The sequence below is a fragment of the Acidisoma cellulosilyticum genome (assembly GCF_020621385.1).
Taxonomy (GTDB): Bacteria; Pseudomonadota; Alphaproteobacteria; order Acetobacterales; family Acetobacteraceae; genus Acidisoma; species Acidisoma cellulosilyticum.
Genome location: NZ_JAESVA010000046.1, coordinates 1 through 810 on the forward strand (window position 1 = coordinate 1; position 810 = coordinate 810).

The following is an 810-nucleotide window of genomic DNA, read 5'->3' on the forward strand; positions in this document are numbered from 1 at the left end:
CTCGACCTGGACGGGCCTGCCTGCGGTGGCAACGGCCGCCGCAGCCGACAATGCCGGCAATACGATCGCGGCTGCTAATACGACATCACTTGCTGCACTGACCACCTTGGCCAAGACTGTGGCGGGCTGGGTCTCGTCCGCCGATACCGATGACTATTACAAATTTACCTTGTCTAGCCTCTCGACGGTGGCCTTCCGCCTCTCCGGTCTCAATGCCAGCGATGATGCCTATCTCACGCTCTATAATGCCGCCGGCACCGCGATCGGCAGCAGTGCTCTCGGCACCAAGCTGGATCCTGCCTCGCTGGTGCAGAATCTGGCGAGTGGCACCTATTATGTCGATGTCTCGGACGTCTATGGCACAGGCACCGGCTATAGCCTGCTGGCGACGCCGACCACGCTGCCCAATGCCGCCGGCACGACACTGGCTGCCGCCACTACTCTGGGCAGCTTGACCACAGCGGCCGTAAGCCAGTCCGACTGGGTCGGCAATGCCGCGCCGGATGACTATTACAGCTTCACCCTGAATGCAGCCTCGGCCGTCTCCCTCAACCTCACCGGGCTCAATCTCTACGGCACCGTCACCCTGCTCGATGGCGCTGGCAACCAGATCAGCGCCGTCAGCTATCCCGGGCAGACGCTCACCGAACTCGCCACCAATCTCAACGCCGGTACCTATTACATCCATGTCAACGATACCACCGACACAACCTATACCGTCGCCGCATCTGCAACCGCTCTGCCCGCAGCCGGTGGATCATCCCTCGCATCCGCACAAAACCTCGGAACACTCGGAACTGTCTCAACAAC

Annotated in this window: 1 protein-coding gene; it reads left to right on the forward strand. The window is 61.4% G+C overall.

What is annotated here, in order from left to right; translation table 11 throughout:
- On the forward strand, positions 1-810 hold an 810-nt coding region (locus ACELLULO517_RS28460; RefSeq protein WP_227310878.1), incomplete at both ends, for a pre-peptidase C-terminal domain-containing protein.